This window comes from Pseudomonas sp. AKS31 (assembly GCF_023634765.1).
Classification (GTDB): Bacteria; Pseudomonadota; Gammaproteobacteria; order Pseudomonadales; family Pseudomonadaceae; genus Aquipseudomonas.
This window is the reverse complement of record NZ_JAMLFX010000001.1, coordinates 1-24,359: the sequence shown is the minus strand read 5'-3', so window position 1 is coordinate 24,359 and position 24,359 is coordinate 1. Positions and strand designations below refer to the sequence as shown.

The window sequence follows — 24,359 nt, the reverse complement described above, 5'->3', positions numbered from 1 at the left end:
GGGTTTCGCTAGACGCGAAACCCGCCACAGCGCCGATGGCAATCTAGCGCATCACGATCCCGCGATGGGCCATATACGCCTTGGCTTCCTGAACGGTGTATTCGCCGAAGTGGAAAATACTCGCTGCCAATACTGCGCTGGCATGGCCTTCGAGAATGCCGTCAGCCAAGTGCTGCAGGTTGCCAACACCGCCGGAAGCGATCACCGGAATGCCCAGCGCATCGCTGATCGCGCGGGTCACGCCGAGGTCGAAGCCGTTCTTCATGCCGTCTTGATCCATGCTGGTCAGCAGGATCTCACCGGCACCGAGGCCTTCCATCTTCTTCGCCCACTCGACCGCGTCGAGGCCGGTTGGCTTGCGCCCGCCGTGGGTGAAAATTTCCCAGCGCGGAGTTTCGCCCGGGCCGGAGACTTTCTTCGCGTCGATGGCGACAACGATGCACTGCGAGCCGAAATGCTGCGCCGCTTCACCGACGAACTCCGGGTTGAACACGGCAGCGGTGTTGATCGACACCTTGTCCGCACCGGCATTGAGCAGGTTGCGAATGTCCTGCACGGTACGCACGCCACCGCCAACGGTCAGCGGAATGAACACCTGGCTGGCCATGCGCTCAACGGTATGCAGCGTGGTGTCGCGGCCATCGACGCTGGCGGTGATGTCGAGAAAAGTAATCTCGTCGGCACCCTGCTCGTCATAACGACGGGCAATTTCCACCGGGTCACCGGCGTCGCGGATGTTTTCGAACTTCACACCTTTGACGACCCGGCCGTTGTCCACGTCCAGGCAAGGGATGATGCGTTTGGCCAGCGCCATGGTCAGTCCTCAGCCTTTGTACGAATCGCAGAAAGCTTGCGCTTCCGCGACGTCGAGGGTGCCTTCGTAAATCGCGCGGCCCGTGATGGCGCCGATGATGCCCGGCGCCTTGGCGTCGAGCAGCGACTTGATGTCACCCAGATTGTGGATGCCGCCGGATGCGATCACCGGAATCTTGGTGGCGGCAGCCAGCGCAGCGGTAAACGGTACGTTGCAACCCTGCATCATGCCGTCTTTGGCGATGTCGGTATAAACGATCGAGGACACGCCGTCCGCTTCAAACTGCTTGGCCAGGTCGATGACCTGCACAGTGCTGATTTCAGCCCAGCCGTCGGTGGCGACGAAACCGTCCTTGGCATCCAGACCGACGATGATCTTGCCCGGAAACGCACGGCAGGCTTCAGCAACGAACGCCGGATCCTTCACCGCTTTGGTACCGATGATCACGTAGCTCACGCCCGCTTTGACGTAGTGTTCGATGGTTTCCAGCGAACGGATGCCGCCACCGATCTGGATCGGCAATGTCGGATAGCGCTTGGCGATCGCAGTGACCACTTCGCCGTTGACTGGCTGGCCTTCGAACGCGCCGTTCAGATCGACCAGATGCAGACGGCGGCAACCGCCCTCCACCCACTTGGCAGCCATGCTCACCGGGTCATCGGAGAACACTGTGGAATCTTCCATGCGGCCCTGGCGCAGACGTACGCAGGCACCGTCTTTAAGATCGATAGCGGGAATAATCAGCATCTGGCAAACCTTCAAATTTGAATGTTCAGCTTGGCTCGGAAATCAGTTTTTCTCGAGCGCCCACAGGTCGCTTTCGATGCTTTCAAACCGCTCTTTGAGGTGGGTCTGCACATCGAAAATCGCCCTGTTGTAATAGTGCGGAGCAATTTCGCGGGTGAACAGCTCAAGAATTTCCCCCGCTTCGAACGAACCCAGGTCCAGCTCGAAACGGTCCTCCATGAACCGCTGAATCTTGCGATTGGCCTCGTTCTCCTGTTCGGGAGTGAGGGTCAGAATCGGCGGTCTGGACTTCTTGGCAGCCATTTACCAGCGACCGTCCCACGCGGCGAAGTTCTGCAGCAATTGCAGACCATGGGTATGGCTCTTCTCCGGGTGGAACTGCACGGCGAAACGCGAGCCGTCGGCCAGCGCTGCAGCGAAATCGACACCGTAATGACCGCCACCGACCACCTGTCGCGCATTGGCGGCGGCAATGTAGTAGCTGTGCACGAAGTAGAAACGCGCCATGTCCGGAATGTCATGCCACAGCGGGTGGCTGACCTTCTGCTTCACTTCGTTCCAGCCCATGTGCGGGACTTTCAGGTGTTCGCCGTCTTCATGCAGGTCTTTGCCGAAGAACTTCACCGCGCCCGGAAACAGGCCGATGCAGTCGACGCCATCGTTCTCTTCGCTGGTGTCGAGCAAGGCCTGCATGCCGACACAGATGCCGAGAAACGGACGATCCTGACTGACTTCACGCACCAGCGAATCGAAACCTAGGCGACGGATCTCCGCCATGCAGTCGCGGATCGCGCCAACACCTGGGAACACCACGCGGTCAGCTTCGCGGATCACCGCCGCATCGCTGGTGATCAGCACCTTGCCGGCGCCGACGTGCTCGAGGGCCTTGGCCACCGAGTGCAGGTTGCCCATGCCGTAGTCGATAACTGCAACCGTCTGCATTACAGAACGCCTTTGGTCGATGGCATTTGCCCGGCCATGCGCTCGTCCAGCTCGACGGCCATGCGCAGGGCGCGGCCGAAAGCCTTGAACACGGTTTCGATCTGGTGGTGGGTGTTGGTGCCACGGAGGTTATCGATGTGCAGGCTGACCAGTGCGTGGTTGACGAAGCCCTGGAAGAATTCCTGGAACAGGTCAACGTCGAAGCCGCCCACGGTGGCGCGGGTGTACGGCACGTGCATCTGCAGGCCCGGGCGACCGGAGAAGTCGATCACCACGCGCGACAGCGCTTCATCGAGCGGCACGTAGGCATGGCCGTAGCGACGGATGCCTTTTTTGTCGCCAATGGCTTTGGCAAACGCCTGGCCGAGGGTGATACCGACGTCTTCCACCGTATGGTGGTCGTCGATATGCAGATCGCCCTTGCATTCGATCTCCAGGTCGATCAACCCGTGACGGGCAATCTGATCCAGCATGTGCTCAAGAAAAGGAACACCGATATCAAATCGGGCCTTTCCGGTGCCATCAAGGTTGATCGAGGCTTTGATCTGGGTTTCCAGAGTGTCGCGCTCGACAGACGCCTTACGTTCGGCCATCACCAGCTCCGCAAAATCATTGGGCGAAAAAGGCAGCCATTATAGGCACGCAGGAAGCAAACAGAAACACGAGAGGTGAGATGGCTGACGGATAGAACGCCCGGCTGTCGCGGGTAGACATGTCCATACAAGCCATAAAGGGCGATGATCGCTCCCACGCTCTGCGTGGGAGTGCAGCCCCCGGACGCTCTGCGTCCGCTTCGAATGTGACGCAGAGCGTCACGGGAGGCATTCCCACGCAGAGCGTGGGAACGATCAGGCAGAAACGAACTTAGTGAAACAGTACCGCCGTCTTCTGCAGGGTCACCCACACACCCCACGCCAACGGAATACCCACCACCAGCCACGCAGCGATTGCCAGCGGCTTGCTACCCGGTGCGGCTTTCCACTCCAGAACCGTGCTGGCATCAGCACCTTTGTCGTGTCCCAGCGCCTGCTCGGCGGCCAGTTCAGCGTCGGTCATGAAGTATTTGTCAGCCACCGGACGGACCATCAGGTTGCACAGGAAGCCCAACACCAAGAGGCCAGCGAGGATGTACAGGGTGATGTCATAAGCGGCAGCGCGTTCAACGCCGATGCTCAACTGATATTCACGCAGGTAGTTCACCAGCACCGGACCGAGCACACCGGCCGCAGCCCAAGCGGTCAACAGACGACCGTGGATCGCACCAACCATCTGCGTACCGAACAGGTCGGCCAGATACGCCGGCACAGTGGCAAAACCGCCGCCGTACATCGACAGGATGATGCAGAACGCCGCGACGAACAGCGCAACGTTACCCAGATGGCCCATGTTCGGAATCAGCGCATACAGGGCAAAACCCAATGCGAAGAACACGAAGTAAGTGTTTTTGCGGCCCAAGTAGTCCGAAAACGAAGCCCAGAAGAAGCGGCCACCGATGTTGAACAGACTCAGCAGACCGGTGAAACCGGCCGCAATCGCGGCGATCGAAGCCAGTTGCCCGGCGTCGAGCTGACCAAACGGCACATCAACACCCAGCAGTTTGCCGCCGAACACTTCCTGCAGCAGTGGCGAAGCCATGCCGAGGATGCCGATACCGGCGGAAACGTTCAGGCACAGCACCAGCCAGACCAGACGGAATTGCGGGGTTTTCCACGCCACATTCACGTGCACGTGACGGTGGGTGATCATCGAGTTCGAGGCTTTCTTCGCCGGAGCGGTCCAGCCTTCAGGCTTCCAGCCGGTTGGCGGAACGCGGTAGGCCAGGGCACCACCGATCATGAACACGAAGTAGATCGCGGCCATGGCCACGAAGCTCTGCCAGACGCCAACACCGGTCGGCGAAGCGAAGTGGCTCATCAACGCGGTTGCCAGTGGTGCACCGACCATCGCGCCGCCACCGAAGCCCATGATTGCCATGCCGGTCGCCATGCCGCGCTTGTCCGGGAACCACTTGATCAGGGTCGAAACCGGCGAGATATAGCCCAGCCCCAGACCGATACCGCCGATCACGCCCGAACCGAGCCACATCAGCCAGATCTGGTGGGTATAGATACCCAGCGCCGAGATCAGCAGACCGCCGCACCAGCACAGTGCCGACACAACGCCAGCCTTGCGTGGCCCGGCGTGTTCCAGCCAGCCGCCCCAGATCGCTGCCGAGCAGCCGAGGAAGATGAAGAACAGCGTGTAGATCCAGCCAAGCATCGAAATCGGCCAGTCGCATTGCGACGAGAACACTTGTGCGATGAAGCTCATGTCCGGTGCGCAGGCCACCGGAGCAGTAACGCCCAGTGCCTTGGACAGCGGCAACCAGAACACCGAGAAGCCGTAGGCCATGCCGATGCACAGGTGGATGGCCAGAGCGGCTGGTGGGACTAGCCAACGGTTGAAACCGGGCTTGGCGATGATGCGCTCCTTGGACAGGAACGCGGGCTGATCGGCTTTGAGGCCGTCCGCCGTGATGCTCGTACTCATTGTGTATCCCCCAATTATTAGTATGGTTCGCCAGCCACTGTTCACCCCCGGCCTTTATGCACGCAGGCATGACCGTTTTTTTGGGTGAAGCTCCTTGAAGGCGCGACGTTAAGTCGCAGAAGGACGGACGAACGGGCGAAGGTTACCATTTGCACGTGACAGAAAAACCAAACTGATATCACCTTTTTTCTGTCGTCTGATCTCGTATCACTCGGGAAAAGGCTATGCAGAGCGTCGTACAAGCGCTGAATGCCGCCAATTATGCGGATCTGGAGGATTTTCGGTGCGCCGTTTTCCGATGAAGACGAGCCGATTGACAGCGCCCTCGCTGAGTGGAGTTTGATAGCCGGGCATTTCAACGACCGCCTGCTCGGTGCCGCGCGCCTGCACAGGCACCACGACGCTTGGTACTTGTCCCATTTATGTGTACGAAAAGTTACCGGTCGCCGTGCAGCTGCCGAACGACGGGTGAACCAAGCACAGAAAATGGCGTCGCAAGCGGGGGCTGAACTGCGTCTGCTGGCGCCTGCCGGGCATCCTGAAGTCCAGGCAAGCGCAGCGACGTTACACCTCCCGCCGGAGGTACTGGCAACATGACGTCACAGCGAAGCGGGCAGTTGCAGCGCTATACTCCCCGGCTAAATTACGAATTCGACTAACTACAAGGACTCGCCCATGAAAGCGTTCGGCAAAATCCTGGGTCTGGTACTTCTCGGATTGTTGCTGATCATTGTGGCGGCAGGTTTTGCCCTGACCCACCTCTTCGATCCCAACGATTACAAAGACGAGATTCGCCAGATAGCCCGCGACAAGGCCCACATCGAGCTGACGCTCAATGGCGACATCGGCTGGAGCCTGTTCCCGTGGCTCGGCCTGGAACTGCACGAGGCCAGCGTTGCCACCCTGATCAATCCGACCGAACCGTATGCCGATCTGCAGATGCTCGGCCTGTCCGTGCGTGTGCTGCCGCTGTTGCGCCGCGAAGTGCAAATGAGCGATGTGCGCGTTGAAGGGCTGAACCTGCGCCTGAAGCGCGACAAGAACGGCCACGGCAACTGGGAAGACATCGGCAAGGTGCCGGCAGCCGCCGCACCTGCCGGCAGCCCGGCACCTGCCAGCGCGGCCACTGCAGAGGCCCCTGCCCAAGCGGAAAAACCGCCACAGCCGATCCGCCTCGACATCGACAGCCTGACCGTCAACAACGCCCGCGTTGAATACAACGACGAACTGACCGGCAAGCAATTCAGCGCCGAGAGCATCCAGCTGAGCACCGGCCCGGTCCACGATTCGACGAATATTCCGGTGAAAGCCACCGCATTCCTCGGCACCAACCAACCGGTCCTGCGCGTGCGTACCGAGCTCACTGGCGAACTGCGCATCGAGCGCGCCCTGCAACGCTACAGGTTCGAAGACATGAAGCTGTCCGGCGAACTGGCTGGCGATCCGTTGCAAGGCAAAACCATGACCTTCGCAGCTCAGGGCCAGTTAGCGCTGGACAAAGCGGCGAACGTCGCCGAATGGACCGGCATCAAGATTTCCGCCAACCAGTTGCGCGCCTTGGGTGAATTGAAAGCCAACGACCTCGACAAGACCCCACAGATCACTGGCGGCCTCTCTATCGCCCAGTTCGATCTGGCGAAATTCGTCGACAGCATTGGCCAGAAACTCCCGGCCATGGCCGAAGGCAGCCTGAGCAAAGTCGAACTGGTCAGCCGCGTGGCGGCCACGCCAAGCAGCCTCGCGCTCGACAATATCAATCTGAAACTCGACGACAGCAGCTTCAGCGGCCGCATCGCCGTCGAAGATTTTGCCAAGCAATCGCTGCGAGCGATCCTCAAGGCTGACACGTTCAACGTCGACCGCTACCTGCCACCGAAATCGGCGCAAGCCAACAGCGCCACGCAAGTGCGTCAGGCTGAAGTCGCCAGCACCGAAGCCGATGCGATGGCCGGTGCCGGTTCCACGCCACTGCCGGACAAACCGAGCAAAACCGCCTGGAGCACCGAACGTCTGCTGCCGGTCGAGCGCCTGGCCAAACTCGACGTGGACGCCGACCTGACCTTCGGCCAGTTGACCCTCGACAAACTGCCGATCCAGAACGCAGCGCTCAAGGCTACCGGCCAGGGCGGTTTGCTGACCCTGAGCAACCTGAGTGGTGAGTTGTACAACGGTGGTTTTGCAGCCAACGGCACCCTCGACGTGCGCCCAAGCGCACCGGTGCTGAACCTGCAGACCAAACTTAACCGGGTTCCGGTGGAAAAAATCCTGGAGAGCCAAGGCAAGAACCCGCCCGTCAAAGGTCTGGTGACCCTCACCAGCAACGTGACCGGCAGCGGCAACAGCCAGCAGGCACTGATCGACACGCTTAATGGCAACGCCAGTTTCGTGATCAACAACGGCGTGCTGCTCAACGCCAACCTTGAACAGCAACTGTGCAAAGGCATCGCCACGCTCAACCGCAAAACCCTCAGCGGCGAACCACGCGGTAAAGACACGCCATTTCAGGAACTCAAGGGCAACCTGACCTTCCGCAACGGCATTGCCAGCAATCCGGACCTGAAAGTGCGCATCCCCGGCATGACCGTCAACGGTGATGGCGACATCGACTTGCGCGTGCTCGGCATGGACTATCGCGTCGGCATCATCGTCGAGGGCGACACCAGCGCCATGCCGGATCCTGCGTGCCAGGTCGGCGAAAAATTCGTCGGCGTCGAGTGGCCACTGCGCTGCCGTGGGCCGCTCGAACTAGGCGCCAAGGCCTGCCGCGTCGACAACGAGCGCCTCGGCCAGGTCGCATCCAAAATGGCCGGCGACAAGCTCAGTGAAAAGATCGACGAAAAACTCGGTGACAAAGTCAGCCCGGAATTGAAAAACGCATTGAAGGGGCTGTTCAAGCGATGAAAGCGGAGCAGTTTTCCACGGCGGTGCTGGATTGGTTCGACCGCCACGGCCGCCACGATCTGCCTTGGCAGCAGGACATCAACCCGTATCGGGTGTGGGTGTCGGAGATCATGTTGCAGCAGACCCAGGTCAGCACCGTGCTCAATTACTTCGACCGCTTCATGGCCGCGCTGCCAACGGTCGAAGCGCTGGCCGAAGCGCCGGAAGACGAAGTGCTGCACCTGTGGACGGGGCTGGGTTATTACACCCGCGCGCGCAATCTGCAGAAGACCGCGAAGATCGTCGTCAGCCAGTACGGTGGCGAGTTTCCCCGTGATGTCGAAAAGCTCACGGAGTTGCCGGGCATTGGCCTGTCTACAGCCGGCGCTATCGCGAGCATCAGCATGGGCCTGCGTGCGCCGATCCTCGACGGCAACGTCAAGCGCGTGCTGGCGCGTTTTACCGCGCAAGAGGGCTACCCCGGCGAACCGAAGGTCGCCAAACAGCTGTGGGCCACCGCTGAGCGCTTTACGCCCCACGATCGGGTCAATGCGTACACCCAGGCGATGATGGATCTCGGCGCCACACTGTGCACGCGCAGCAAACCGAGCTGCCTGCTGTGTCCGCTGGAACGGGGCTGCGAAGCGCATATGCTCGGCCTGGAAACCCGCTACCCGATTCCCAAGCCGCGCAAAGCCATCCCGCAGAAGCGCACGCTGATGCCGATGCTCGCCAACGGCGAAGGTGCAATTCTGCTTTACCGTCGTCCATCAACGGGTTTGTGGGGCGGTTTGTGGAGCCTGCCGGAACTCGACGACCTCGATGACCTGCAACATCTTGCCGCTCAGCATTCGCTGACCATGGGCGAGCAGCAGGCGTTGCCGAGCCTTGTCCACACGTTCAGCCATTTCCAGCTGTCCATCGAACCCTGGCTGGTTCAGGTCCAGGAGGCCGCCCATCACGTGGCCGAGGCCGACTGGCTCTGGTATAACCTCGCCACCCCGCCGCGTCTGGGCCTCGCCGCCCCGGTCAAAACCTTGCTCGAACGCGCGGCCGCCGTCTTGAATGCAGGAGAGTCGCCATGACCCGCACCGTAATGTGCCGCAAGTACAAAGAAGAACTGCCCGCCCTGGAACGCGCCCCTTTCCCGGGCGCCAAAGGTCAGGATATTTTTGACCACGTCTCGGCCAAGGCCTGGGCTGACTGGCAGAAACACCAGACCCTGCTGATCAACGAAAAACGTCTGAACATGATGAACGCCGAAGACCGCAAATATCTTCAGGGCGAAATGGACAAGTACTTCTCCGGCGAGGAATACGCCAAGGCCGAAGGCTACGTTCCGCCTGCTGAGTAAACCCCGCAAAATCGGGGGTCGGATCGTAAGCGACGGAATTAATTTAAGAAATTTTAAAAAAGTCGTTGACGTAAATCCGAAAAACCCTTTTAATGCGCCCCGTTGCCCAGATAGCTCAGTCGGTAGAGCAGGGGATTGAAAATCCCCGTGTCGGCGGTTCGATTCCGTCTCTGGGCACCAAATACCGAAAACCCTGAATCGCAAGATTCAGGGTTTTTTTATGCCTGCGATTTGATCAGGCATATTTCGACCTCGCAGCCGATGCTTTTGCTGGCCATTATTTTGATGTTAGGCTCAGCCAGCTTTTTTCCGACAGGTCATAGCTGACTGTCGAAAATGTTCCTCGGGCATTTCAGTCCTGATGACCAGCATTTAACGCATTACCCAAATAACGCACTCCCGCCACTCGCCCCCTCGCAAGTTATCGAGGTTATTGCTGGCAGCAGGAGAGTTGCGTTTGCGAGCAGGATCGCTCGCAGAACCAAGCCCCCTCATAAAGTTGTCATGGAGGACAAGACCTCAGCGCAGGTCATCTGCTGTTGTTTCAGCTGTCAGGCAAGCGACAGCAAACACCGACGAGGCATTCAACACTTGTTTGAACTGTCGCGTCACAGCCCCCTGCGCCCTCCCGAAAAAACCAGACCTGTATCAACTCGCCCACGTCCGGATCTGTGCGTGCGCTCGGCACGCATTGCATCAACGAAACAGCCAACAGCTCCCACAAAAAAATACAAAGGGAGCCGATACGACAGGGATGTAAACAATGACCGAAGTCCTACAACACACTAATAAAACCGTTGAGTCTTTAGTTGATCAGGAAGTCAGAACTTTCAGTTTTGATACGCAACAAGCCAAGCTGCTGCACACGTTCTCTGAAGAGTTGGCTGCCATGGGCGGGCCACAAGCCGCTGGCGCCAAGTCCAAAGCCTCGCTGGCAGCGACCGAGTTGAAGTTTTCGTTTTCCATAGATCAATCCGAACTGCTTGGTGCTTACTCCGACGGTCTGATTTCCCTGCTGATTTTTGAGGGCATGCAGAAAATCAACGCCACCAACCCTCCAGATGAACTGCCCGATCTGGCCGCGCTGGAGCATCGGCACGACGTGCTTTGCCTGGCGGCGCGCAATCAGATTCTGTTGAAACTGGTGGATAACAGCGCCTTTGCCTACGACATGGATAACGAAGGCAAACTGGTCCGACTCGTCGCCAACTTCAAGGGCGGCGGACTGACCAAAATCAATGACGAGCCGGAAGTCAAAGAACTGAGTTCCCATTCCGGCCTCGCGCTCGGCCCGCACACCGAAGCGCCGTACTGGTGCGCTGTGAACGCACAAGACGGGCATTCGCCCTCACCATCATCGTTGATACTCTCGGCCCTGTGGAATCCAAGCCTGGAGCCCACCTCGGTAATTCCGTTGCCACCTCTGCTGGACGAAATCGGTGTCACCGGATGCCTTGCACTGACGACGGGCAGCTTCCAGTTCACCCGCAGCGACTCTTTCGTCAACGGCAAGGGCGAGGATGGCCGCAATGTTTCGATTCTGGAATTCGATGACAACGTCGGATTCGCCGCGCGATTCAATTCGTACCGTTTTTCGGTCAACGACAACGCCTCGGACTTTGTAAAAGAGGCTTATTCCGCGCTTTGCCAAAGCGTGAGTAAAGCAACACCGGTGCAATACACACTGACGCAAGAGTCGGCCATGGTGATCAATAACGTTCGGGCCTTGCATTGTCGCGATGTCATCAAAGACAACCGACGTGTGCTGGTGCGCATCTTCGGCCTGTCGAAGTTTTCATCTCCCATCGTCATTTCAGACGATCCGCTGCTGATACAAGGCTGATCCTCGCAGCACGAAACAAGGCTGTTGAATGGCCAGTCACGTGGATGACTGGCCAATAACTATAAAAGGAAAAATGTAATGGCTTGGGATGTAATTGGCATGTTGGCGCTCGTAGCATTTTGCGCCGGTTTTTTTGATGCGATTGCCGGAGGCGGCGGTTTGATTACTTTGCCTGCCCTGTTTCTGGCCGGTGTCGACCCGATCAGTGCGATTGCCACAAACAAGTTCCAGGCCGCTTCGGCGACTATCTCGGCCACGGTCACTTTTGCTCGCAAGGGCATGATTGAATGGCGCGAAGGACGCTTCCTGGTTATCTGCGCGTTCCTGGGGGGCGCCAGCGGGGCACTCTTGGTCAGTTCCATTGATAAGCGCTACCTGGAAGTGTGCGTGCCCGTCATGCTTATTCTGGTGGCGATTTATTTTGCGCTCTCGCCGAAACTGGCCAATGAGGATCGTCGCAAAAGAATCGGCATTCTGCTGTTCTCGTTCACCGTAGCGCCGATCCTGGGCTTCTACGACGGCATATTCGGTCCGGGTGTAGGCTCGTTCTTTATTGTCGGTTTCGTTCTGCTCTGCGGGCTTGGCATGATGCGGGCCATGAGCTTCACCAAACTGGCCAACGCCTCCTGCAATCTGGGTTCGCTATCAGTCTTCATCACCAAAGGCGTGATCATCTGGCCGATTGCGATTGCCATGGCGCTGGCGGCCTTCCTCGGCGCACAACTGGGCGCAAGAGCCGCCGTCCGGGTCGGCCCGCGGTTGATCAAGCCCATGCTAATCGTGGTTTGCTGCGCCCTGGCGATCAAGCTTCTGAGCGTCGAGACCAACCCATTGCGTGTTGCCGTCATCCACACTCTGGCAGCCTTATGATCAATCGGTTGGCGTTGACCAGCGCATCTCGATTTCGCTCTCGATTGCAGTTCGACGAAGCGCCAACCGGCCCTGAATTTTTCTTTGCGCAAACCTTCTCCGGCTATCAACTGGAAGGTCGGGTACTGGCCAACTCGGCCGGGGAAACCTCAACGCCGAAGGTGCTGGCCATTCACGGCGCCCGCTCTGACTACTCACGACTCAACGCCATCCTGTATCCCTTGCAGGCACTTGGCATTGCCAGCCTGAGTTTCAATCTCTCGGGCCACAACCCCAGCGCCGATATCGCTCTCGAAAACACTTCACTGACGCACAACCTTCAGGAAGCTTTGCAGTTTGCCGGTCATCTGGGCGCCGAACTCCGCACAGTGATCGGACACAGCCTGGGCGGCGCACTAGCGCTCAAGGTGGCGCAGGCGCATCGCGCTTCAGTCAGGCGCATCGTGCTGTTCTGTCCGGCCTTATACCCAGAGGCGGCCTGGCAACAACCGTTTGGGCAGCCCTTCAAACGCGCCATTTCCGTGCCTTACGGTTTTCTCGACTCGCCATCGCTGGACTTCCTGAGCACGTTCGAAGGCGAAGTCTTACTGGTGATCGGCGAATACGATGGCCTTCAGGCCAGCACTTTTGGCGGGGTCGCCGGGACGTCTGTCGGGACGCAGCAAATGGGCGCGCGTGCGATCTATAGCGCGATTCCGCATGAAGTCATCGAGGCCATTGAGAAGAGCCTGGCACCCCGTCAGTTCAGAAGAATCGTCCTGCCAGGGTGCGACCACGCCGTATCGACATGGCTCAGGGAAAACCCACCGCATGCGGTTGAACTGGCGAACGAGATAGCGCGGTTCATCAATGCCGGGAACAGGCTCCAAACATCATGAATCAAAGAAAAACCCGCGTGCCCCTGCCCCATCCACCGCCTTATCGCCCAAGCCGCGTGAGTTATTGGCTGACCGTGCTGGTTGTCGTGCTGATGGCCTTCGCCATTGGTGCATCGATCTGGATGCTGATCGACAGCTGGATCAGCGGCTCCATCACCACCACCAATCGTGGCCCGCGCAGCACCTACACCCTGACCGAACAACCCCGGCGGTTCTGGTTTGAATTTGTGCGGCAAGGCGTCGTCACGTTATTTCTGCTGGCGGTTGCAGTGTTCGGCGCGTGGATCTACCGCAAAGTGCAGAAGTCCTCCAAGCCTGCGAATCGCAAACGCCACGCAAAGAAAACCTAAAGCGTATTGATGTAATCGACAGGCAGCAGCACTGTATCCAGCGCGGCGTCCACTGGCAGAGATACGACGGTGATGACCGGACAGACAATCATCATGTAACAGACTATCGCCGCCGGCATGCCATCACTGCCCCCACCACGCACACCGAGCAGATGAAGATTGCCATCCACCCCTCGGTAATACTGGGCATCGGACAAACCGTCATTCAAACGCCCGATAAACGTTCCGCAACCGGCCAACGGTAACACCAGGCCGGCGACCCAAACAGCACGTAAAATCCTTTTCAAACCAGCGCTTCCCTACATCACAAAACAAGAAGCGCGGGATTGTACCCGCGCCTCAATTCTGTAATCACAGTTATCACTATCCAGCGTCATTCCAGTGGAACACCAGATTGCGCGGGGTGCCGCTGCCAACGTCGGTCACGTCGCGCCGCGTTTCGCCATTGCGCGTGACCACCACCGTGTACTTGCCGGGCGGCAGTTGCACGTAAACCAGCGGTCCTGTCTGGTTAAGGGTCAGTACGGTTTGCCCTGGCGACTTTTGAATCATCACATCGACATCAGCGGTGTACTCGTCTTGCGCGCCCACAGCGAATGTCATGTGCAGGTTGTAACCGCTGCTTTGTTGAATAGCCTTCGCCTCATCCTCACCGATCCCGCCGGCCAGATAAGTGACGCCGTTCTGTTGTTGCTGCTGAATTTGCACGCCCGCACTGTCGATGGGCTCAAGACTGGCTGCCTGCAACATCACCGGAAACAGCAATGCAGCGATTGCGGCAATGGGCAGCATGAATGAAAGAACGCGTTTCATGACCACGACTCCCGGGTTCTTGTAAAACCCAACCGTTACTCTTTATTGGATTTGGTAAAGGAGGGTCGCGTTTTAGAATGATTTGAACTTGGCGTGGGTACGAAAGGGACTAGGGGATTTATCCAATTCGTGACGCACCGCGTCACGAATACTGAAATGGCCCTCACTACCTGATCCGGAACGCACTGCGTTCCAAATGATTGCGTTGGCCCCTCACTGAAGTTCATTCTCGACCCGTCCTCGCCAAGGCCAAGTCACATGAACTCATGCAGCACCGCGTTTTCGCCCGACACTGCGACCGCAGGCGAACCCTTTAAAGAGTCCGCCGCCGACGGTTTTGTACTGGGCGGTTTCACTTGGCGCCATTCCCTGCCCGAAGCCAAGCGCCCAGTCGCCATCATCAACGCTGCTACATCTGTTCGCTGCCGCCACTACTCGCGCTTCGCGGCTTATCTGTTCGCCAATGGTTTCGACGTGATCACCTACGACTACCGTGGCATCGGCGAATCACGATCCGCTTCGATCAAAGGCTTGAACGCTTCTTGGACAGATTGGGGCGCCCTGGATTTCGAAGCGATGCTCAAACGCGCGCAACGTGAGTTTCCCGGTCAGCCCATCGATGTGGTCGGCCACAGCTTCGGTGGTTGCGCGGCGGGGCTGGGCGAATCCGGGCGGGTTATCCGACGGTTGGTCACCGTCGGCGCGCAGTTCGCTTACTGGCGCGATTACGCCCCCGAACAGCGCTGGCACATGTTTGGCAAATGGCATGTCGTCATGCCGTTGCTGACGCTGCTTTGCGGCTTCTTCCCCGGCAAGCGACTCGGCTGGCTGGAAGATACGCCGACCGGCGTAGTGCGCGACTGGAGCACGCCTGCCGCGCGTTACGAACGGCGCCCCAGTGGTCGCGCGTTGGTGAAAAAACACGACACCCTGCCCTTCGCCAATGTCCGCGCACAAACCCTGGCCATCAGCATCAGCGACGATCCCTACGGCACCATTCCAGCCATCGAACGTCTGCTCGGCTACTTCGACAACGCTGCGAAAACCCACCTGCGCATCGAGCCGCAGGACATCGGCGAACAACAAGTCGGACATTTCGCCTTTTTTCGCAGCGAATACCAAGCCACACTATGGCCCATCGCTCTGACCTGGCTGCAAACCGGCGCACTGGCCCCCGACACACCCGGGCGGCTAGTCCCGCACAGCTGAACCCTCTCAACGCACGACGGAACACATCATGGCCTCCGCCAACAAGCAGCAAAAACGCGCCACCCGGGCCAAAGCCAAGGCCAAGCAGAACCGCACCAAACGCGCTGAAGCGCCGGTCGAGCTGGACCCGAACGACGACCGCATCGACTTCGAGTCGGTGGACCTGACCGAGCTGTTCAAGAAAATGATCGACGCCGAGAAGATCAGCCAGCAAGCCCTGTGCACCGCGTTCCTAGAAGATCCGCTGCTGGAGCTGGTCTACGAACAGGAAGGCGAAGAAGGCGCGATGGACTTTATCCTCGCCGCGCTGATCGAGTATCGCCAGTGGTCGCAGGAAACCGACGAGGCCGGCGCGCTGGCGTGGATCGAATCCCCGGCCTTCCAGGCCGACTATGTGGCGGCGTCCGACGCGATCGCCGCACAAACCCAACAGAAGAACTGAGTTCCCATGGCATCCCTGAACAAGCAACAGAAACGCGCCAAACGCGCCAAGGCCAAAGCCAAGCACATCCGTATGGTCGGCCGTAAGCCGCTGGACCAGGACGACGACCTCGGCCATCTCGCCGAGCCGATCCCGGATTACACCCTGGCGATGTTCAGCAAAATGCGCGACGCCGAAGCCGTCAGCCGCAACGAGATGCTGCTGACGCTGCTGCGCGAACTGGCGTTCATCATCGTTGATCATCCAGAACTGCTGGACATGGAAAACGCCGAAAACGAAGGCATGGCAGCCACCCACCTGGCCGCCGACATGCTGATCGACTACCGCATGTGGGCCGACGGCATGGACATCGAAACCGCCCAGGCCTGGCTGAGCGAACCGCAGTTCATCACCGATTTCGGGATTGCGCTGGATGCTTATGGCAAGTCGGTTGAAGATACCGAACCCAAAGCCAAGTAACTTTTTTGCGCCTCACGTCCACGCAAGGCCAGGAAAAGGAAGTCAGATGAAGGCAGCAGATTCACGCGAGGACGGGCAAATCCCGAAAACAGAAGACTCAGCAGCTACCTTCGAGAGCGACCCTGTTAAATCTCTCAAGCAAACAACTTGGGATGAATGGTTCGACGGAGAGAAATGCAGTCCAGACTTCATGCTCTCGCGAGAGCAAAGCTGATCCGGATCTGAAGCGCAGAATATTTCGCCACCGGTAGCACAAACAAAAACGGCCGCTCGTCATCACTGACAGCGGCCGTTTTGCATTACGCGTTGCGGATCAGTTCAACACCACCGCACCACGTTCTTCCAGCTTGCGACGGCGTGCCACCAGCAGACCGGCAGCCACCACCATCAGGCTCAGCAAACCAGTCGCGAGAATTTCCACGCGATGGGCTTCCTGGAACAACATGATGGTCAGGGCCGCGACGATAAAGATGATCACCGCGTAGGTCAGACCCGGGAACAGCCACATGCTGAAGACGATTTTCTCACCGCGTGCCATGCGTTGTTTACGCATACGCAGTTGCGAGAAGGCGATCACCAGGTACACCAGCAGTGCGATGGCGCCGGAGCTGGCCAGCAGGAACTCGAACACCGCCGCCGGGGCCACGTAGTTGGCGAAGGTGCAGAGGAATGCCGCGCCGGTGGACAGCATTACTGCCCAGTAAGGCGTGCCGCTTTTGTTGGTGCGGGTCGACATGGCCGGTGCATCGCCCCGCTTGCCGAGGGAGAAGAGCATGCGCGACGAGGTGTACAGCGCCGAGTTCAGACAGCTGGTCACCGCGACCAGAACCACGATGTCGACGATCATTTTCGCGTTAGGGATGCCCATGCGCTCAAGCACGGTCTGGTAAGAACCGAGGTTGGCCAGCGTAGGGTCGTTCCACGGCACCAGGGCCACAACGATGAAGATCGACACGAGATAGAACAAACCGATCCGCCAGATCACCGAGTTGGTAGCCTTGGAGATTTGCTTGCCCGGGTTCTTCGATTCTGCGGCCGCGATGGTCACGATCTCGGTACCCATGAAGGAGAACATGGTGGTCAGGATCGCGCCCAGTACCGCGCCCATGCCGTTTGGCAAGAAGCCGCCGCTGTCGAACAGGTGCGAAACACCGCTGACCTGGCTGTTCGGCAGGAAGCCGAAGATCGCCGCAAGGCCGAGGATGATGAAGCCGATGATCGCCAGCACCTTGATCAGCGCGAACCAGAATTCGAACTCGCCGTAATTCTTCACGCTGAACAGGTTGGTGACGGTCAGCAGCAGGGTGATGACCAGAGCAAAGGCCCAAATACCTACGTCCGGAAACCAGGCGTGCAGGATGGTCGCGGCGGCGTTGGCTTCCAGCGGAATCACCAGAACCCAGAACCACCAGTAAAGCCAGCCGATGGTAAAACCGGCCCAATGCCCGATGGCACGGTCGGCGTACGTCGAAAACGAACCGGTGTCCGGCGAGGCCACAGCCATTTCGCCGAGCATGCGCATCACTAAAACCACCAGCGTGCCGGCAGCGGCGTAAGCCAGCAGCACGGCTGGGCCGGCAGCGGCGATGGCGTGGCCGGAGCCCACGAACAGACCGGCGCCGATGACACCGGCGATCGACAACATGGTCACATGACGCGGTTTGAGCCCCTGTTCGAGGCCATTGGAGCTTGAGGTACTGCTCATCGAAACTACCTTTGCAAGGAAAGCGATTGCGTCCGGCCCGTCTGGCATTTTCTTTCTCGTAAAAAGAAACCAACGGGGCGTTCCTTATTCTGCACGCAATAAATGCGCCAAAATGTTTCAAAGTCTGCTGGGCTGCGGTTTTGCACGAGACCGGACAGTCATCGCAAGTCCTTGGATTTAATGGCAATCCGCCAGAGCGTTACCCTGCGACTCACTTTTCAAACGAAACAGCGCACCAGAAACACACTGAAAAAGTGTGGGATGCACAATAAAAGGGCGAATCCGGAACGTTCGGCCGGATAGCGCTTCCAACACCCCGCCAAAGCTGGCAACATCGCGCCTTTTTTTACGCGACACCCACGGGTTTGCATGATCAAACACCCGCTCGGTTGTTGATGGGGCGACAGTCTGCTGTGCCGATGCGACAACCTGCCACATGCCACCCGTTAACCGCTCGTAGCGCTGTTGGCTGCCATTGAAACGCTATGCTAGCTTGGCCGCCTCGCCAGGAAGGCCATCCAACAGCTGGAGCGCAACATATATGAGGAACGCACATGGCTGAGGCCACGCCCGCGCTTGAAATCCGCAACCTGCACAAACGCTACGGACAGCTTGAGGTGCTCAAAGGCATCTCGCTGACCGCCCGCGACGGCGATGTGATCTCGATCCTCGGTTCCTCCGGTTCCGGCAAGTCCACGTTCCTGCGTTGCATCAACCTGCTGGAAAACCCGCACCAGGGCCAGATTCTGGTAGCCGGTGAAGAACTCAAGCTCAAATCCGCCAAAAATGGCGAACTGGTTGCCGCCGATGGCAAACAGATCAACCGCCTGCGCTCCGAGATTGGTTTTGTATTTCAAAACTTTAATCTGTGGCCGCACATGAGCATCCTCGACAACATCATCGAGGCACCGCGCCGCGTGCTCGGCCAGAGCAAAGCCGAGGCGATCGAAGTCGCCGAAGCGCTGCTGGCCAAGGTCGGCATCGCCGACAAGCGCCACGCCTACCCGGCGCAATTGTCCGGTGGTCAGCAACAGCGCGCGGCGATTGCTCGCACGCTGGCAATGCAGCCGAAGGTGATCCTGTTCGACGAACCCACCTCGGCGCTTGACCCGGAAATGGTTCAGGAAGTACTTAGTGTCATCCGCGCATTGGCCGAAGAAGGCCGCACCATGCTGCTTGTGACCCACGAAATGGGTTTCGCCCGTCAGGTCTCCAGCGAAGTGGTGTTCCTTCACCAAGGCCTTATAGAAGAGCAAGGATCGCCTCAGCAGGTGTTCGAAAACCCGCTTTCGGCGCGCTGCAAACAATTCATGTCCAGCAACCGCTAACGGAGCAACATGCATGCAGAATTTTAAAAAGGTCTTCCTGGCCGCCGCCGTCACCCTCGCATTCAGCGCCGGTGCCATGGCCGAGACCCTGAAGATGGGCATCGAAGCGGCATACCCGCCGTTCAACAACAAAGACGCCAGCGGCAACGTCGTCGGCTTCGACAAAGACATCGGCGGCGCCCTGTGCGCGAAGATGAAAGTCGAGTGCACCGTGGTCACCTCCGACTGGGACGGCATCATCCCGGCCCTGAACGCGAAGAAGTTCGACTTCCTGATCTCCTCGCTGTCGATCACCGAAGAGCGCAAAGGCGCGGTGGACTTCACCGACCCGTACTACTCGAACAAGCTGCAGTTCATCGCACCGAAAAACGTCGACTTCAAAACCGACAAGGACTCGCTGAAGGGCAAGTCCATCGGTACCCAGCGTGCCACGCTGGCCGGCACCTGGCTGGAAGACAACTACGGCAGCGATCTCAACGTCAAACTCTATGACACCCAGGAAAATGCCTACCTCGACCTGACGTCCGGTCGTGTCGACGCCATCCTCGCCGACAAGTACGCCAACTACGACTGGCTGAAAAGCGACGCGGGCAAGAACTACGAGTTCAAAGGCGACCCGGTCGAGGACAGCGACAAGATCGGCATCGCTGTGCGCAAGGGTGACAACGAACTGCGCAACAAGCTGAACGCTGCCCTGAAGGAAATCGTCGCCGACGGTACCTACAAGAAGATCAACGACAAGTACTTCCCGTTCAGCATCTACTGATCCTGACCTGTGGGACTGGCGCCGTGATTCGACGGCGCCAGCTCCCGACTTTGCCCGCCGCAATTTGAACAGAAACCCATGATTATCGACCTCTACGGATTCGGCCCGGCCCTCGCTGCCGGCGCGCTGATGACCGTCCAACTGGCCCTTACGGCCCTGTGCCTGGGACTGGTGCTCGGTCTGCTCGGCGCCTTGGCCAAGACTTCCCCGTACAAGCCGCTGCAATGGCTTGGCGAAACCTACTCGACCATCGTACGTGGTGTGCCGGAACTGCTTTGGGTTCTGCTGATCTACCTCGGCACCGTCAAGACGATGAATGCGATTGGCGAATACTTTGGCAATCCAGACCTGGCGCTAAGCCCTTTTGTGGCGGGCGTAACCGCACTCGGACTGTGCTTCGGCGCCTATGCCACGGAGGTATTTCGTGGCGCCATCCTGGCCATTCCGAAAGGACACCGTGAGGCCGGTCAGGCCCTGGGCCTGTCGAAATGGCGGATCTTCACCCGGTTGATCATGCCGCAGATGTGGCGGATCGCCCTGCCAGGCCTTGGCAACCTGTTCATGATCCTGATGAAAGACACCGCCTTGGTGTCGGTCATCGGCCTGGAAGAAATCATGCGCAATGCGCAGAACGCCGTAACCTTCGCCAAGCATCCATTCACCTTCTATCTGGTCGCAGCCGTCATGTATCTGGGCCTGACCATACTGGCGATGGCCACCATGCACTTCATGGAAAAACGCGCCGCCCGTGGCTTCGTGAGGACGACGTAATGGAATGGGAAGTCATCTATAAGTGGCTGCCGAAGTTCTTTCAGGGCGCCGTCCTGACACTCGAACTGGTGGGCATCGCCGTTATTCTCGGGTTGTTGCTGGCAATCCCTCTGGGCATCGCGCGCTCCTCGAAGCTCTGGTTTGTTCGCGCATTTCCTTACGCTTACATCTTTTTCTTTCGTGGCACTCCGTTGCTCGTACAACTGTTTCTGGTCTACTACGGCCTGGCTCAGTTCGACGTCGTACGCGACAGTTTCATGTGGCCGTATTTGCGAGAACCCTTCTGGTGCGCCGTCGCCACGATGACCCTGCATACTGCTGCCTATATCGCCGAAATCCTGCGTGGCGCCATTCAAGCGATCCCGCCGGGCGAGATCGAGGCCGCACGTGCACTGGGCATGTCCAAGGCCAAGGCATTGTTCTATATCGTCCTGCCGCGCGCCGCGCGCATCGGCCTGCCGGCCTACAGCAACGAAGTCATCCTGATGTTGAAGGCCAGTTCTCTGGCGAGCACGGTGACCTTGCTCGAACTCACCGGCGTTACCCGCACGATCATTGCCCGCAACTACCTCCATGTGGATATGTTCTTCACCGCAGGCGTCATTTACCTGCTGATGTCGTTTGTTCTCGTTCAGGCATTCAAACAGCTGGAGCGATGGTTGCGCGTCGATGCCTGCCAAGGGCGTTGATGCTTCCCACGTGCTGACGGGCGAGGACTTACTCGCCCGCTTCACGGCGCTGGATGCATTTCTGACAACGCATCAGGCGCTGTGGAAACCTCGTCCGTTCACTCATCTTTCGCTTGCCTGGGAAGCGTCCTACCCGGAGCTGGCCTTGTGGCTACGCGGGCGCTCACTGGAAGACGCGGAAAGTGCTCACAACCAACCCGCTGATCTGGCCGATGCGCCGCAGCCGTTTGCTTCATTGGCGACGCTGTCGGCTGAGCTGAGCGCGGTCGGTGAGTTGCCGGGGCATGCGCTGGAAGCTGCGGGGCATCGGCTGAATGTCGATGTACCGGGACGCAAGTGGCAGCAGATCGAGGCGTTTGCCAGCCGTTTGTCCTTTGCTTCGCAACCGACGCATTGGCTGGACTGGTGCTCCGGCAAGGGGTATTTGGGTCGTCGTCTATTGGGTGCAGGACAGCTACTGACTTGTGTTGAATATGATCCGGCATTGGTCGCCAGCGGTGAGGCGCTAAGTCAGCGTCACCATTTGCACGCTTTGCACGTGGAGCAGGACGTACTGGCGGCGGACGCCTCTGCCTTATTGAACGCGACTCACACACCCGTCGCCCTCCACGCCTGCGGCGATCTACATGTACGCCTGATGCAACTGGCAAGCGCTGCCGGCTGCCAGCAAATGGCGATCGCGCCTTGCTGCTACAACCGCATCAATCGCAGCGAGTATCAGGCATTGTCCTGCGTGGGCTTGCGATCGGCCCTACAGCTCTCACTCGAAGATCTGGCACTGCCGATGAACGAAACCGTCACCGCCGGAGCCCGCGTCCGCCGTCAGCGCGACACCTCGATGGCCCGTCGCTTGGCTTTCGACCTGCTGCAGCGGCAAGTGCGCGGCGTCGATGAATACTTGCCGACGCCATCGTTACCCAGTGCCTGGCTGGAAAAACCCTTCGCCGTTTACTGCCGGGATCTGGCCGCTCTGAAAGAGTTATCCACAATCGGTTCGCCAGATTGGCCAGCGCTGGAAGCGGCCGGGTGGCAGCGGTTGGCCGAAGTTCGCAACCTGGAGTTGCTGCGCGGATTATTCCGACGACCACTGGAGCTTTGGCTGAATCTGGATCGGGCACTTTTCCTCGTCGAACAGGGATACGCCGTACGTTTGGGGACCTTCTGCGAAACCCCACTCACCCCCCGCAACCTGCTGTTGTTGGCAGAGCGCCAATCACCCACGAGTACCTGTGGATAACTCTGTTGATGGATTTACCGTGGATCCAATGTCTACGCCTGTTTCGAGGCATTAATCAAGCTGTTCATTTTTTGTTCATATAAATAAAAAACCTGTAAAACAGGGATTTGCGAAGAAATTGAGAATGGGTTCACAAAACCTAGGCTAATCGCCTACTCCTGCCTCTCAGTTGTGCATAAGCCGTCAATCAAAACGACATAACCGCCGAATAAAGGGTTCTTCGACCGAATCATTGCAGCCTTCTCCCTGCCTTGTTATACAAGGCCATCAGCGCCCCCGAACAAGAACAATCAGACCGAAAGGAAGCGACCGTGACGTTTATCTCTTACGCACAGAATTTCGAAGACGTTCGCCTGTGGCGTGCCCTCAAGCAAGTCGAACACGGTTTCTATATCGATGTCGGAGCCAATGACCCGCATCACGACTCGGTCACCAAAGCTTTCTATGACCACGGCTGGAAAGGCGTGAACGTCGAACCGATGCAGAATTATTACGACGCTCTCTGTCTGCAGCGCCCGCGCGACGCCACGGTGCAATGCATCGCCAGCGACCAGCCCGGCGAAATGACCTTCTACGCGATCCCTGACACCGGCCTTTCCACCGCCGACCCGGCGGTCGCCCAACACCACAAAGACCAAGGCATGGACGTGCGCAGCCTCACCGTAAAGTCGCGCACACTGACGTCGATCTGCGAACAATACGCCGCTGATCGACCGATCCATTTCCTCAAAATCGACGTCGAGGGCCACGAAGAAAGCGTTCTGCGCGGCATGGACTTCACTCGCTTCCGTCCCTGGATCATCGTCATCGAAACCCCATGGGAACGCGATCACACCTGGGAACCGCTGGTCACCGACGCCGGTTATCAAGCGATCCTCTTCGACGGCCTTAACACTTGGTTCCTCGCCGACGAATACATGCAGCTCAAACCGGCTTTCGACATCCCGCCGTGCAACCTCGACAACTTCCAACTGTGCAAAGGCCACGCCTTCGCCCACCCGATCAGCGCCAGTGAAGTCGACACCGCCCAACAATTGGCCAACGCTCTGCAACGCGCCGAACAGGCCGAAGCGCAACTGGCGGCCCTGCAAAACAGCCGCACCGTGAAGGCCGTGCAAACGCTGCGAAATGTGCTGCGCAGGGCTTGATTCGAGCGGATGCAAAAATAGTCTGAATTCAGGGGTTTACAGGATCTTCCCAATCGCTATAATCGTCGCCCACACGCCGGTATAGCTCAGTTGGTAGAGCAACTGACTTGTAATCAGTAGGTCCCGGGTTCGACTCCTGGTGCCGGCACCATACAAAACGAAGCCCCTGCAGAAATGCAGGGGCTTTGTTGTTTCTGGCGTTTGAATATGGAAGCGCAATAGCCGAGTGGTTACTGCTTTGCCCCTCAGCCTGTGTGCGGTACCCCCCTCAAGATCTAAAAAGATCTTTGGAGTAGATCGGCAATCCACCACAACCGCCTGACTTCATCATCCTGCAAAAGTCCTCGCCGATAGAGCAACAACGAAAATCTGAAAAGACTCCACTCAGTCCCTTGTCAGCCGTTGAGATCTCGAACTGTCCCACCGCCAGTATTCAAGCTTGCTGGTCCGTTACAAGTTGATACGCGAAGTTGGTTTTGACGCGGAAATTTACGCATAAACTCGCCGAGAACTGAGGACAGACCCTGAGGGATCCCCGATTTTTCTTACAGAAAATCAAGAAGTTGGAATATTGAAGAGGCCTGC

At 58.5% G+C, this 24,359-nt stretch carries 26 protein-coding genes, 2 tRNA genes and 1 pseudogene; 20 read left to right on the top strand and 9 right to left on the bottom strand.

Annotated features, from left to right (window positions below):
* Nucleotides 1–43 precede the first annotated feature (43 nt).
* The 6 genes from hisF to M9827_RS00120 all read right to left on the bottom strand — a co-directional run bounded on the left by hisF (nucleotide 44) and on the right by M9827_RS00120 (nucleotide 5,032).
* Nucleotides 44–814, bottom strand: coding sequence for an imidazole glycerol phosphate synthase subunit HisF (hisF, locus tag M9827_RS00145; protein ID WP_007897430.1), 771 nt, complete (start codon nucleotides 812–814; stop codon nucleotides 44–46).
* A 9-nt stretch (nucleotides 815–823) separates the two neighbouring features.
* Nucleotides 824–1,561 carry a 1-(5-phosphoribosyl)-5-[(5-phosphoribosylamino)methylideneamino]imidazole-4-carboxamide isomerase gene (gene hisA / locus M9827_RS00140; RefSeq protein WP_007909210.1) on the bottom strand — a complete coding sequence of 246 codons (738 nt, stop codon included), beginning with the start codon at nucleotides 1,559–1,561 and terminating at the stop codon, nucleotides 824–826.
* Nucleotides 1,562–1,603: 42 nt separating this feature from the next.
* The gene (locus tag M9827_RS00135; RefSeq protein WP_250602787.1) at nucleotides 1,604–1,864 is read right to left on the bottom strand and encodes a DUF2164 domain-containing protein; all 261 of its coding nucleotides are present in this window, start codon (nucleotides 1,862–1,864) and stop codon (nucleotides 1,604–1,606) included.
* Nucleotides 1,865–2,503: an imidazole glycerol phosphate synthase subunit HisH gene (hisH, locus tag M9827_RS00130; protein ID WP_007909206.1), complete on the bottom strand. Its 639-nt coding sequence runs from the start codon at nucleotides 2,501–2,503 to the stop codon at nucleotides 1,865–1,867.
* Nucleotides 2,503–3,096, bottom strand: a complete 594-nt coding sequence (gene hisB / locus M9827_RS00125) for an imidazoleglycerol-phosphate dehydratase HisB (RefSeq protein WP_250602786.1) — start codon at nucleotides 3,094–3,096, stop codon at nucleotides 2,503–2,505. The genes hisH and hisB overlap by 1 nt, the downstream gene beginning before the upstream one ends.
* A 271-nt stretch (nucleotides 3,097–3,367) precedes the next feature.
* The gene (locus M9827_RS00120) at nucleotides 3,368–5,032 is read right to left on the bottom strand and encodes an OFA family MFS transporter (protein WP_250602785.1); all 1,665 of its coding nucleotides are present in this window, start codon (nucleotides 5,030–5,032) and stop codon (nucleotides 3,368–3,370) included.
* Nucleotides 5,033–5,256: 224 nt separating this feature from the next.
* Here M9827_RS00120 and M9827_RS00115 point away from each other — a divergent pair.
* The 9 genes and pseudogenes from M9827_RS00115 (at nucleotide 5,257) to M9827_RS00075 (ending at nucleotide 13,207) form a co-directional block, all read left to right on the top strand.
* Nucleotides 5,257–5,629 (top strand): annotated as a pseudogene (locus M9827_RS00115) (acetyl-CoA sensor PanZ family protein).
* A gap of 78 nt (nucleotides 5,630–5,707) precedes the next feature.
* Nucleotides 5,708–7,933, top strand: a complete 2,226-nt coding sequence (locus M9827_RS00110) for an AsmA family protein (RefSeq protein WP_250602784.1) — start codon at nucleotides 5,708–5,710, stop codon at nucleotides 7,931–7,933.
* Nucleotides 7,930–8,997 carry an A/G-specific adenine glycosylase gene (gene mutY, locus M9827_RS00105; protein ID WP_250602783.1) on the top strand — a complete coding sequence of 356 codons (1,068 nt, stop codon included), beginning with the start codon at nucleotides 7,930–7,932 and terminating at the stop codon, nucleotides 8,995–8,997. Before M9827_RS00110 ends, mutY begins: the two co-directional genes overlap by 4 nt.
* Nucleotides 8,994–9,266 carry an oxidative damage protection protein gene (locus M9827_RS00100; RefSeq protein ID WP_016772129.1) on the top strand — a complete coding sequence of 91 codons (273 nt, stop codon included), beginning with the start codon at nucleotides 8,994–8,996 and terminating at the stop codon, nucleotides 9,264–9,266. Before mutY ends, M9827_RS00100 begins: the two co-directional genes overlap by 4 nt.
* Before the next feature lie 104 nt (nucleotides 9,267–9,370).
* A tRNA-Phe gene (locus tag M9827_RS00095) sits at nucleotides 9,371–9,446 on the top strand.
* Between the two features lie 583 nt (nucleotides 9,447–10,029).
* The gene (locus M9827_RS00090) at nucleotides 10,030–11,109 is read left to right on the top strand and encodes a hypothetical protein (protein ID WP_250602782.1); all 1,080 of its coding nucleotides are present in this window, start codon (nucleotides 10,030–10,032) and stop codon (nucleotides 11,107–11,109) included.
* 78 nt (nucleotides 11,110–11,187) lie between these two features.
* Nucleotides 11,188–11,979, top strand: coding sequence for a TSUP family transporter (locus M9827_RS00085; RefSeq protein ID WP_179692977.1), 792 nt, complete (start codon nucleotides 11,188–11,190; stop codon nucleotides 11,977–11,979).
* Nucleotides 11,976–12,857 (top strand): alpha/beta hydrolase, encoded by an 882-nt coding sequence (locus M9827_RS00080; RefSeq protein WP_250602781.1) that lies wholly within the window; start codon nucleotides 11,976–11,978, stop codon nucleotides 12,855–12,857. Before M9827_RS00085 ends, M9827_RS00080 begins: the two co-directional genes overlap by 4 nt.
* Entirely contained in the window at nucleotides 12,854–13,207 is a 354-nt protein-coding gene (locus tag M9827_RS00075; protein WP_250602780.1) for a hypothetical protein, read from the top strand. Before M9827_RS00080 ends, M9827_RS00075 begins: the two co-directional genes overlap by 4 nt.
* On the opposite strand, the gene M9827_RS00070 is transcribed toward M9827_RS00075, so the two are convergent.
* Nucleotides 13,204–13,494, bottom strand: a complete 291-nt coding sequence (locus M9827_RS00070; RefSeq protein ID WP_250602779.1) for a YceK/YidQ family lipoprotein — start codon at nucleotides 13,492–13,494, stop codon at nucleotides 13,204–13,206. The two genes, M9827_RS00075 and M9827_RS00070, sit on opposite strands and share 4 nt — an antisense overlap.
* 76 nt (nucleotides 13,495–13,570) lie before the next feature.
* Complete coding sequence (locus M9827_RS00065; RefSeq protein WP_250602778.1) at nucleotides 13,571–14,020, bottom strand: carboxypeptidase regulatory-like domain-containing protein; 450 nt, start codon at nucleotides 14,018–14,020, stop codon at nucleotides 13,571–13,573.
* Between the two features lie 258 nt (nucleotides 14,021–14,278).
* Here M9827_RS00065 and M9827_RS00060 point away from each other — a divergent pair, with 258 nt between their 5' ends.
* The 4 genes from M9827_RS00060 to M9827_RS00045 are packed head-to-tail and all read left to right on the top strand — an operon-like array spanning nucleotide 14,279 to nucleotide 16,344.
* Nucleotides 14,279–15,229: an alpha/beta hydrolase family protein gene (locus M9827_RS00060; protein WP_250602777.1), complete on the top strand. Its 951-nt coding sequence runs from the start codon at nucleotides 14,279–14,281 to the stop codon at nucleotides 15,227–15,229.
* Nucleotides 15,230–15,257: 28 nt separating this feature from the next.
* Entirely contained in the window at nucleotides 15,258–15,671 is a 414-nt protein-coding gene (locus tag M9827_RS00055; protein ID WP_008080543.1) for a hypothetical protein, read from the top strand.
* Nucleotides 15,672–15,677: 6 nt separating this feature from the next.
* Nucleotides 15,678–16,130, top strand: coding sequence for a hypothetical protein (locus tag M9827_RS00050; protein ID WP_250602776.1), 453 nt, complete (start codon nucleotides 15,678–15,680; stop codon nucleotides 16,128–16,130).
* A gap of 46 nt (nucleotides 16,131–16,176) precedes the next feature.
* Entirely contained in the window at nucleotides 16,177–16,344 is a 168-nt protein-coding gene (locus tag M9827_RS00045) for an AbrB/MazE/SpoVT family DNA-binding domain-containing protein (protein WP_250602775.1), read from the top strand.
* Nucleotides 16,345–16,443: 99 nt separating this feature from the next.
* Here the strand turns inward: M9827_RS00045 and gabP are convergent, their stop codons facing one another.
* Nucleotides 16,444–17,835 (bottom strand): GABA permease, encoded by a 1,392-nt coding sequence (gene gabP / locus M9827_RS00040; RefSeq protein ID WP_250602774.1) that lies wholly within the window; start codon nucleotides 17,833–17,835, stop codon nucleotides 16,444–16,446.
* Between the two features lie 554 nt (nucleotides 17,836–18,389).
* On the opposite strand from gabP, the gene M9827_RS00035 reads away from it, so the two are divergent.
* From M9827_RS00035 to M9827_RS00005, 7 genes are all read left to right on the top strand, one after another.
* The gene (locus tag M9827_RS00035) at nucleotides 18,390–19,163 is read left to right on the top strand and encodes an ABC transporter ATP-binding protein (protein WP_108224284.1); all 774 of its coding nucleotides are present in this window, start codon (nucleotides 18,390–18,392) and stop codon (nucleotides 19,161–19,163) included.
* Nucleotides 19,164–19,176: 13 nt separating this feature from the next.
* Nucleotides 19,177–19,929, top strand: coding sequence for an ABC transporter substrate-binding protein (locus M9827_RS00030; protein WP_250602773.1), 753 nt, complete (start codon nucleotides 19,177–19,179; stop codon nucleotides 19,927–19,929).
* 78 nt (nucleotides 19,930–20,007) lie between these two features.
* Nucleotides 20,008–20,700 carry an ABC transporter permease gene (locus tag M9827_RS00025; RefSeq protein WP_095047149.1) on the top strand — a complete coding sequence of 231 codons (693 nt, stop codon included), beginning with the start codon at nucleotides 20,008–20,010 and terminating at the stop codon, nucleotides 20,698–20,700.
* Entirely contained in the window at nucleotides 20,700–21,389 is a 690-nt protein-coding gene (locus M9827_RS00020) for an ABC transporter permease (protein ID WP_250602772.1), read from the top strand. Before M9827_RS00025 ends, M9827_RS00020 begins: the two co-directional genes overlap by 1 nt.
* Entirely contained in the window at nucleotides 21,370–22,626 is a 1,257-nt protein-coding gene (locus tag M9827_RS00015) for a methyltransferase (protein ID WP_250602771.1), read from the top strand. The genes M9827_RS00020 and M9827_RS00015 overlap by 20 nt, the downstream gene beginning before the upstream one ends.
* 311 nt (nucleotides 22,627–22,937) lie before the next feature.
* Entirely contained in the window at nucleotides 22,938–23,774 is an 837-nt protein-coding gene (locus M9827_RS00010) for an FkbM family methyltransferase (RefSeq protein ID WP_250602770.1), read from the top strand.
* 75 nt (nucleotides 23,775–23,849) lie between these two features.
* Nucleotides 23,850–23,925 (top strand) — tRNA-Thr (locus M9827_RS00005).
* Nucleotides 23,926–24,359: the final 434 nt, after the last annotated feature.